Annotated in this window: 7 protein-coding genes and 1 riboswitch; of the genes, 2 read left to right on the forward strand and 5 right to left on the reverse strand. The window is 30.3% G+C overall.

Annotation, left to right across the window (positions count from 1 at the left end):
- Positions 1-386 precede the first annotated feature (386 nt).
- Together ACX6CF_RS25370 and ACX6CF_RS25375 are read left to right on the forward strand one after the other, a co-directional pair.
- On the forward strand, positions 387-812 hold the full coding sequence (locus tag ACX6CF_RS25370) for a GNAT family N-acetyltransferase (protein ID WP_458788179.1): 426 nt from the start codon (positions 387-389) through the stop codon (positions 810-812).
- Between the two features lie 544 nt (positions 813-1356).
- A complete protein-coding gene (locus ACX6CF_RS25375) occupies positions 1357-1695 on the forward strand; it encodes a helix-turn-helix domain-containing protein (RefSeq protein WP_458788180.1) in 339 nt (112 codons plus the stop codon).
- Positions 1696-1857: 162 nt separating this feature from the next.
- Here the strand turns inward: ACX6CF_RS25375 and ACX6CF_RS25380 are convergent, their stop codons facing one another.
- The 5 genes from ACX6CF_RS25380 to ACX6CF_RS25400 all read right to left on the reverse strand — a co-directional run bounded on the left by ACX6CF_RS25380 (position 1858) and on the right by ACX6CF_RS25400 (position 9518).
- Positions 1858-2721, reverse strand: a complete 864-nt coding sequence (locus tag ACX6CF_RS25380; protein ID WP_458788181.1) for an AraC family transcriptional regulator — start codon at positions 2719-2721, stop codon at positions 1858-1860.
- A gap of 296 nt (positions 2722-3017) precedes the next feature.
- Positions 3018-6548 carry an NPCBM/NEW2 domain-containing protein gene (locus tag ACX6CF_RS25385; protein WP_458788182.1) on the reverse strand — a complete coding sequence of 1177 codons (3531 nt, stop codon included), beginning with the start codon at positions 6546-6548 and terminating at the stop codon, positions 3018-3020.
- A 237-nt stretch (positions 6549-6785) separates the two neighbouring features.
- The gene (locus ACX6CF_RS25390) at positions 6786-8012 is read right to left on the reverse strand and encodes a hypothetical protein (RefSeq protein ID WP_458788183.1); all 1227 of its coding nucleotides are present in this window, start codon (positions 8010-8012) and stop codon (positions 6786-6788) included.
- 333 nt (positions 8013-8345) lie between these two features.
- Positions 8346-8705, reverse strand: a complete 360-nt coding sequence (locus ACX6CF_RS25395) for a hypothetical protein (RefSeq protein WP_458788184.1) — start codon at positions 8703-8705, stop codon at positions 8346-8348.
- 36 nt (positions 8706-8741) lie between these two features.
- Positions 8742-9518, reverse strand: a complete 777-nt coding sequence (locus tag ACX6CF_RS25400) for a hypothetical protein (protein ID WP_458788185.1) — start codon at positions 9516-9518, stop codon at positions 8742-8744.
- A 141-nt stretch (positions 9519-9659) separates the two neighbouring features.
- Positions 9660-9745: riboswitch (cyclic di-GMP riboswitch) on the reverse strand.
- Positions 9746-10016: the final 271 nt, after the last annotated feature.

Consider the following 10016-nt stretch of genomic DNA (forward strand, 5'->3'; position numbering starts at 1 on the left):
GTTTTTTTACGCAGTCCCTTTATTTATAAGGTTTAAAAGAATTTTGTATTTATGACCTTAACATTAATAGCAAAACATAGTTCACACAATCTTTTAATTTTTTTAATTATATTTTAAATTTTTGTTTTTTTGCTAACCGCGGACCAATGAGGTAATTAAAATTCTGTAACCTATGTTACGAATGATAAAATATTAACAAAAAGCTCTCTTTTATTGCGTGCAATTGTTTGGTGATTTTTATGTAATTTAACAAACATATGATATAATTAATACGGTATTAAGAACGTATTATTTTTGAAGTACTCAAAGAAGATACTATGTATTAAAAAAATAATTGTATCTTAAAACGCACAAAAAAATATGAATTTCATTGGGGGGTACTAACTATGAAAAATTATATTATTGAGGAAAGTACAAAAGAAGAATGTAAAGTTGTTAATAATGGGATAATTGAATATAATGCAACTAAAGTTCCATTTACTCAAGAGCCATCTTTTTTACAAATTAATAGAGTTATAAAAGATACTAATGGAGATATAAGAGCAGGAATAAATAGTTTATTATACTGTTGGAAATGCCTTCATATAGGCGCTTTGTGGGTTAAAGAGGAATATAGACAAAAGGGGTATGGTTCGGTACTTCTAAATGAAGTTGAGAAAATTGCTAAAGAAAAGGGTTGCAACATAATTCACATAGATACTTTTGATTTCCAAGCAAAAGATTTTTACCTTAAGCATGGATATGAAGTATTTGGGGTATTAGATGACTGTCCTTCTGAACATAAGTATTACTTTTTTAAAAAGAATATATAGTTTAACATATAGATAATCTTAGAATAAAATTTTCTACTATAATACTATGTTACATATGAAGCTAAAGCTGTCAACGATTTATGACAGATTTAGCTTCATTTTTAATATTAATATAAATTATTTATAGAAACATGATCTTCAAAATATATAAATAGCTGTTTGAACCCTTCCATTTTATCTGTTTTATTCCATAGATTTATATAATAGGATAAGAATAATTTTAAAATTTTGTCAATACTAATAAATAGACATACAGTAAAAAGAAAGGGATTTTAATATTGTCCCTTTCTTTAACTTGGGGTTAAGGTGTGAGGAGTGAGAATTGTTACATTAATTTTATAATACCATTATTCGACCTAATGGTATCTGCCCTTAATCATCAATATTTCTTATTAACATAACACTTCTCCATAACAAGTATAAGAAAAATATGTTTTTTTGTCAAGCAATTTATGCTATTTAATTATAATTCCAATAGCATGTATGCTCTTGATAAATTTAATACAAATATGTAAGTTATATACATGGAAACTGGGGTGATAAAATGAATGACATATTAAACATTGTTGGTAATACAGTAAGGCAGTTTAGAACAGCAAAAAATCTAAGCCAAGAGGAATTAGCTCTTAGAGCAAAAGTTCACCCCACACATATAGGGAGAGTAGAACGAGGTGCAATTAATTGCACTATAGAAATGTTAAATAAAATTATTACTGCTCTAGGAATAAGTTTTGAAGATTTCTTTAAACAGATACAACCTTCTACAAATACAGATAATGAAGTATTTCCTGTTTTATTAGCCAAATTAATTCAACTAAAAAAAGAAGAACAAGAAAGTATATTAGAATTTATCACAAATTACAAGTTGATAAAAAAAGAGTAGTGCTTGCTAAATGCAAACTCTACAATCAGTTCATTCGTTAATAAGGTATATCAACCGTCTTTCCCTAACCAAATAATAAAATTTTATAAGGTGACGGCTGCTATACCTATTCAGTTATGTGGTAATGATATAATCATCTATATAATTATAAATCAACTTAAATTAATTATTTTTCTTTATAACAGGTAACCATATCTCGAACTTAAAATCAGCAGATCTTTTATCCCCAGCATATGAAAAACATTCTATATCAATATTTTCTGCATATTTGTAGTTTGACGTTGGTAGCCATTCGCTAAATATTCGTTTCCATGCATCTGCCATTGCAATGTTAATCGGACCAACTATTTCAAAAATAGCCCAAGTTGACTTAGATATGTAATAACTATCCATCCCTAAAGGCGGTTCTTTATCCGATACACATGCAATAGTATAATCTACTTTATCTTCTCCTTTTACATGTATAAAACCGTGGACACCTTTTGGAGACCCAGTCTGCAATTTGAATATTTCATCATAAATACCCTTTTTATACATTTCATTCCAAAATCCATCAATCACACTTGCATCATCTTCCGGACCCCTATAATGCCTCTTGACACCTACAATTCTAAATGCTTCTTTTTCTTCAATCCTATAATTCATTTCTACATCTCCTTTAACTGAAATATGGAAGTTGATACGAGGATAGGCTTTTATGGATACACCAGTATTACGCGCTTGTGTAGGAATTATTCCATGTATTTTTTTAAATGCTCTAGAAAATGAATCAGGTGATTCATAACCATATTTTATTGCAAGGTCAATTATTTTAACATTACTTTCTTGTAATTCAAACGCAGCTAATGTCATTCTCCTTCTTCGAATATATTCTGATAGAGATACATCTACTATCAAAGAAAACACTCTTTGAAAATAATTAAAAGAACAAGCAGCTAAATTTGCTACTACTTCATAATCTATTTTCCCATCCAGATTGGTTTCAATATAGTCAATTGCTTCATTCATTCTCTGTATATAGCCCATTCTACGCCCTCCTTCTGTTAAGAGTATACCAATAATAAAATATCAGGACCCGACGTTTTAGGTTCTTTACTGTAGGTAGTAGGTTGAACCATAACATCATTTCTTCAAAATGACTCTATCAATAATAACTACTTATAGATTATATATAGAGGCTTATACTTTTCTATCTTTCAGTTATAAATATTACCACCTAAAAATTTTACTTGTCACCCTATTTCAAGAAATTGGAATGGGCTGACAAAAAGGGGTGTAGTCTTATACTGTTTCACTTTTATTTAGTTGCCTAGTTATCTAATCTAATATAACTTGGCATCTGCCCAATCACCATGGTCAGAATTAATTCCGTCTCCAGCATCTGTTATGACTAATTTCAATTCATTAACACCGGTTATATCCTCATTGATTTCCTTATAAGAATCACTAGGAGTCATTACACCACTTTCGTAAATCTTTTCTCCATCTGCATATACCTCAAAAACCATTGTTGAATTTGTTCCTACTTCGTCATCTACACCTATATGAGAATAGAAAATTGTATATGCTCCATCTAAGTTATAGATAATCTCACTATTTGCATGGGCACCGATTCCTTTTGCGTAAGTATTCCCATTAATTGTCAATGGATTACCATCTACACTTGTATCTTTTTTAACTGTACCCCAACCTGACTGTGCACTTGTCCAGTCTAAGTCACTTAAATATACAGATGTAGTTACTTCTTTATCAATTAATAACATTGGATTTCCCCAATCAGCATGATCGTGATTTTTGTTGTCTCCTCCATCTGTTACAACTAACTTAAGTCTATTATGCTCTTTAATATTAACCTTTATGCTCTCAACCGAATCAGTGCCATATAGCACATTACTTTCATATAAAGGTGTTACATCATCGTCACCATATACTTTGAATACAACAGAACCATTACTGCCTGTTTCATCATCTAGACCGATATCACACCTGAACCAGTCGTACTGACCATTGATTTGATAAACAATCTCACTATCTGCATGTGTTCCAATTCCCTTATCATAGTTATTGCCTCCTATAGTGATAGAATTCCCACCATTGGATTTATTAAGTTCAACATCACCATAACCAGCTGTTGCCAAGTCCCATTGGAAATATGTGAGAGAAATCTGTGTATCTGAAGGAATCAAAACATCCAATGGGTTTGTTTCAGCCACTTCTCCATTGCTTAATCTGGTAACTTCTAGAACTAGAGTGACAGTTGTTTCAGCAGCAGGTGGTGTAATACTTCCATCTACCCCAACAATAGAAGTATCGCTTGATGTTTTAACACCAATTGTATAACCTTCTGGTACTTCAGGTAATGTTAATTGTGTTTCTGCTACTGCTGGCATGTCTATAAATCTAATCTTACGTGCTAATACAAGTGCAGATTGCAAATCAATATCTGGATTATAAATAAGTCGCGCATCAGCCCAGTTAGCTCTGTCATTATAACTACTACCTGCATCATCAACAACTAACTTCAATTGATTAATATCTGTAACATCAATATTCATAGTTTCAATAGGACTTGTGTGAGTCAATGTATTTGTTTCTCTTAATAATTGGTTGTTGTCACCATATACTTTGAATATGACATCGCCATTACTAGTTACACTTTCATCTAGTCCAACATCCACAATGAAGCTAGAGTATAAACCATCTAAATCATAGACTATTTCATTGTCTGCATGAACACCTAATCCCTTAAAATATGATCGTTCATTAATATCAATGGTTCTACCGTCATAATCTGAATCTTTATTAACTGTGGTATAACTTCCTCCAACACTAGCTGAAGATATATCACTTAAGTATACAAAATCAGCTGGAGCTTCTGAAGGTAATTCTTCAAGGTTCGTATAAACTTTTGCATCTCCCCATGTTCCATAATCACGATTACTACCATCACTAGCATCATAAGTCACTAGATCAAGTACTCTTACATCTGTCAAATCAATATCTACTTCTTTTGCTGAATCTGCTATACCCATGATTTGACTATCAAAGACTTTTTGGTTATCTGCATATACTCTAAAGACAACTGAACCGCTAGTTTGATCTTCTCTCACATCATCAAGACCTACTGTTGCTGTAAATCTACTAGCTTCACCATCTAAATAGTAACGAATAGTTGTATTTGCTAATGTACCCAATCCTTTTTGATAGTTTTTCTCATCAATCATAATAGCATTTTCGCCATAACTTGTATCTAATTTTATTTTATCTTCATCTGTAACATATGCCCATTGTTGATCACTAAGATATAAAAATCCAGGATGTGTTTTATTGGCTTTTACTGTCTTCTTTTCTCCTGATTGTACACTTAAAGATACATATGCTATTGTCTTGCCATTTAGCTCTCCAACCGTAGCTTGCATAGTTTGACCATCTACTTCTAATGAATCCACTTGACCATAAAAACAAGCTTCCCATGTCATTGTAGATCCTGATGTATTCTCAAATGTGGTTTGATCAGTTCCATCATGTCTAACAGAGATTTTATTGGATCCTATAGGAATATTATCTACTTGAACCCATGGTACTTCTTTTGTTAGACGTGAAATAGTGGAAACTTTATCATTTGGAGCATCTGGTTCAACACCCATCATACCTGTAATAACATTAGATATATTCAAGAAAAATATCTCAGGATAACTTGTATTATGTTCAAGCACCTTCTTTGTCCAATGCCATCCCATAGCATTTTCTCCATGTTTATAGAATGTATCAGCTAGATAGGTTTGGGCTTCTTCATTAAGTGGATCAACAAATGCATTGTAATGAATAAAATCCAAGTATCTATCTGTTCTAGGACCATTATCTGTAAGTAATTTCATTGGCATGAAAAAGCTATTTTCATGTCCCCAATTTGTTCTTGTGTCTCCAAACTTATCATAAGCACGTATGTATATTTGATCTTCTTCTGAATACCAATTCTCTTCAAAATATTCTCTAAGTGCAATGGCTCTATTACGAATTTCTTGCGCTTTTGTCATTTCTCCACGTGCTTCTAAAATACCTGCATATGCTAAAAGGGATTGATATTGAACACCATATGTATCTCCAGCTTCAACAATCATACCTCTCTCTTCAAATTCCCATAATGTAGGTAAAATATCCATGTTTCCGCCACCGTCAGCAATACCATTATTGTTTACGTCATGTGCACCCATAAATGCATCAATTGAATGTAAATTCTCAGCATATTCCAATATCTCTGGATCATTGATCCATCTGTCATCCCCTGTCCATAGGTATTGACGATAGATTTTTTCTAATAACTCAAACGGAGCAGGCAACTCTTGAAAACCAGCATCCATATAATAAGGATAACCATAGAAATCATATGACCATTTTGGCCAGTATGGTTTTATAGTGTTATCGTTAGCACCTATTGCAAAAAGTTGGAGCATTGTAAAGTTTTCATTATCAAGACCTAGCAAGTGTCCTGCATCAGTTTGGTGACAGATATCACGAAGGCAGAAACATTCCCTATAGTGATTACCACCTTCATTAGCAGGTACTCCGTGATAACTTCCCCAATAAGAAGGGATTACTGTATCTACATCATAATGTTGAGTTATTCGAGGTTCCCATTCACCCCTTGGTTCATTCTCAGGCGAAACAACTTGTACTTCAAGGACATTTTGCTTAGATAAATTAAATCGTTGCTCTAAACTTTTGTTAGCTGATGTAATCCGTAAATCACTTTCACTCTCCGTAGATGCCATAGCAATAGTCGTTGTAAAGTTTGACAATGACATTGTTACTATAACTAAGCTGATGAAAATAACCTTAACCTTATTATACATTTTTTTCCTCCTATACAATAATTTTCTAAATTTTTATACATTTACATTTTATCATCTATAATCTTTTATCTATATGATATAAAACTACATTAATAGGACTTATTTCTATAATTCTAAATTAAAATGGCTAATACTGAGAAAACCAAAAAAAGATGATTCCTGTTATATACATAGAATCATCTTTTAACGTATTTATTTTTTAGTTATTAAACCCAAATTACTTTATTTCAATTCTTTTTAGATATCTTTAGGATACATTTGACTAATTGATTCACTTTGTTCTTTCATCAATTCATTCATATCAATAGAATTTTCTTTAGTCAATTCAGGCATCTCAATTTCAACCTTTTCATTTATATTATATATTTTTCTGTTGAATTCAAAACCTAATTTGATTACTCCTGATACTTCTTCATCTAAGATATCTTCATCATATTCTTGATTTTCTAATTTATCTTCTAATTTATCTTTTAAACCCATAACTTCTTCTATTTTAGCAAAATCTAAATTCAAATCTACTACTCCAGATTCGTTTACAATATAACCTTCTTTATTGATAGCATATTCTATAACGATTCCTTTTTCACCTAAGAAATTACACTTACGTAATTTATCAGTAAAATCATTAAGCATTTCTTTTAATTTAGGCTTATTCTCATCTAAATTCTCTATAAAACTATCTATCTCTTCCTTAGTATTACTAATTTCATTTTCTGGTTTATCAATCATTTTTGATATTATATCCATATATTCTTGGAAAAATTCTAATGCTTCTTTACTATCCATTAAGTTATTAGCTGAGTAATTAATCAACTTACTAAATGTTTCGTTATTTAATGCTAATTCATATACATATGCAGTCTTACCATCAATTGTTTTCCTACCTTTATTTTTTACTAATTTAAGGTTAGGCTTATATTGCAATGCATAATCTTTTAAGAATTTACTTAATTTGTCTTGTAATTCTAACACTACTTTACTATTATTAGCAAGATTTTCATCATTATTATCTCCATTAATAACAAGATATTGCTTTCCAGGTGTACCATCATATGGTGTCATCATCATTATGGATGGTAATTTTATTACTTGTAGAAATTTAGAGTCCTTTTGAGACATTTTATAGTCTGTCCAATATTCTACGCCCATTCCTATTCCACCAAAAACGAACTGTGTATCTACATACATCTTTTTTGAAGTCTTTTGCTTATTTTGTACTAATTTTGTATGAACGTTAATATTGGAATCTTTTAATAACATACTAACACTAGCCATACTTAATTGTTGACTTTCTGGAAACCCTTCTGTTTCAAATGTAACTGAAATATCTGTATCACTTTCATTTGAAGTAACTTCTGCCATTTTCTTAAATGCATTATATAATTTATTTTCATTATAATCACATCCAGTAAATATAAACATAACAGATAATACCACTACCATCATTGTTGATATTTTTTTCATACTATATACCTCCTATATATTGTCTTTTTTTGTCACTACCAATTATAAACTATGTTAAGTATATTGTAAATCAAATATTTATTTGACATCAGTTTGTAATTTATCGCAATTTACTTAATATTCATTTCATAGTGCAAACTTACTACAAACATAAATTATTACCTAGACCTACATTTTTTATAACTACATAATATATTCAATACTATTATTATAAACACTATACTTAATTTCATTCAAAGTAAAAATAAATCCAGCGAAAATGCTTATTCACTGGATTTACTAGCTATATATGTTAATCAACAAATTATTATATATATTATTGTTCTATAAGCATTATAGACTATTAATTACTTCTTCAGGTGTATTAACTAAACAAAACTTATCAGCAAATTCTTTGCCACCAAGTCGTTTTATTTGTGACATGGCAATAACTGAATCAAGTTTTACATAATATCTTTTTTTGAAAGGTGTTTCCAAGTATTTTTTTAATGCATTCACTAATACTTCTCCTACTTCTGGTGTAGAAGTTGATTGTTTTCTCGCATCTACTAAAAACACATATTCCTTAACATTTATCATTTTTAATTTACTTTCATAATCTTTCATACAATCATTAGCTTCATCTAATGTGAACATTCCCTCAGCTACTAATGATACTAATTTCTTACTTGAATTTACGTCAATCTTATACATATGTATACCTCCTAGTAAATATTTTGTAGTTTAATATTAAATATCATATTCTGGGTCAAGTGCTTTATAAAATAGTTTACAATCCAAGGATTTTTCAGGTGGTATATCTTTAAAATGTTCTGTTTCAGCGTAGTTTGTATGGATAAGCTTCCCTTTTTCATCATGTACAAGATTAAAATGAAAATATTTTGAAATTAAAATAGCAGATTTAATATTGGTAGCTTCAAGAAACATACCTTTATACCCTCTTTTAATAGCATCATCCTGACAGATTTTTACTAAGTCTTTTGCAATTTCTTTCTTTAGCTTATCTGACTTTACTCCAATCATAAACATATGCACAAATTCATTCTTCTCAATTTTTTTATTTGTTTTATAATAAATAGTATCTAAAAACCTCTTATCAAGAACCTCCAGCAATTCACAAATTTTATTCATTGGCTCCAAATTATCTGTAAATGGGGGTACTTCTTCATCTGGGTCAAAATCCTCACATGCTAGCACACCTATTATTCTATTGTTCTTTTTGTTTATAGCGATATAACATAATCCTTGTTGTACAACATTTTTCATATAGCTATAAACAAATTCATTAAAATCATCAATAGATAAGTGAACAGCCTGTACCATTGGTTCAGAAATTGTTTCTTCTTTTACAGTCACCCCTGCAAAAGTTTCAGCAAGACATTTAGCTGCTTCAGCAATTAAATCTTCATTTTTATCATCTAATCGCTTATACTCTAATTCTACATTCAATTGTTCCAAAAATTTTACCAAAAATACTTTATCATAACTAATTTCTTTATTTTTCATATTTCCCCTCTTTCAACTATTTAACAAATAAAAATAATCGCCACAAAAAAAGCTACAAAATTACACATAACGTTTCTACAATCATGAAATTGGGATAACAAAAACAGCTACTAATAATAGTCGCTGCCATCTAAATTATTATACGGCAACCTGGCAGTCCTAGGATATAATCCCTTAGACCCATAGCTTTGCGTCCCTATTTTTCAACAGGTTTGCTATTTTCTTAACAAAACAATATTTAATATTGATGTTATTATAACATGTTTAGCCTATGTTTTCAAATCATATTAACTCAAGTTTTTCCCGATTCATCATGTTAGCAAAAGTTAGATAGGTCAAAATAGGTTTTTTCTAAATTCAGGAGTATTGATTTATGGTAGAATTCTTTTTCCTTCTTCAAAACTTTCTACTTTCAAACTCTCTTCAAAGTTTATTGAACAGCCTGTTTTTGATGTTCATCATATATATAGAGCTCTGCAAGTTATTGCTAAAGAATCT

It is taken from the genome of Vallitalea sediminicola (assembly GCF_054408565.1).

Excerpts from the sequence above, each read along its gene's own strand:
- ACX6CF_RS25370 (WP_458788179.1), top strand. The coding sequence starts at position 387 with ATGAAAAATTATATTATTGAGGAAAGTACAAAAGAAGAATGTAAAGTT.
- ACX6CF_RS25375 (WP_458788180.1), top strand. The coding sequence starts at position 1,357 with ATGAATGACATATTAAACATTGTTGGTAATACAGTAAGGCAGTTTAGA.
- ACX6CF_RS25380 (WP_458788181.1), bottom strand. The coding sequence starts at position 2,721 with ATGGGCTATATACAGAGAATGAATGAAGCAATTGACTATATTGAAACC.
- ACX6CF_RS25385 (WP_458788182.1), bottom strand. The coding sequence starts at position 6,548 with ATGTATAATAAGGTTAAGGTTATTTTCATCAGCTTAGTTATAGTAACA.
- ACX6CF_RS25390 (WP_458788183.1), bottom strand. The coding sequence starts at position 8,012 with ATGAAAAAAATATCAACAATGATGGTAGTGGTATTATCTGTTATGTTT.
- ACX6CF_RS25395 (WP_458788184.1), bottom strand. The coding sequence starts at position 8,705 with ATGTATAAGATTGACGTAAATTCAAGTAAGAAATTAGTATCATTAGTA.
- ACX6CF_RS25400 (WP_458788185.1), bottom strand. The coding sequence starts at position 9,518 with ATGAAAAATAAAGAAATTAGTTATGATAAAGTATTTTTGGTAAAATTT.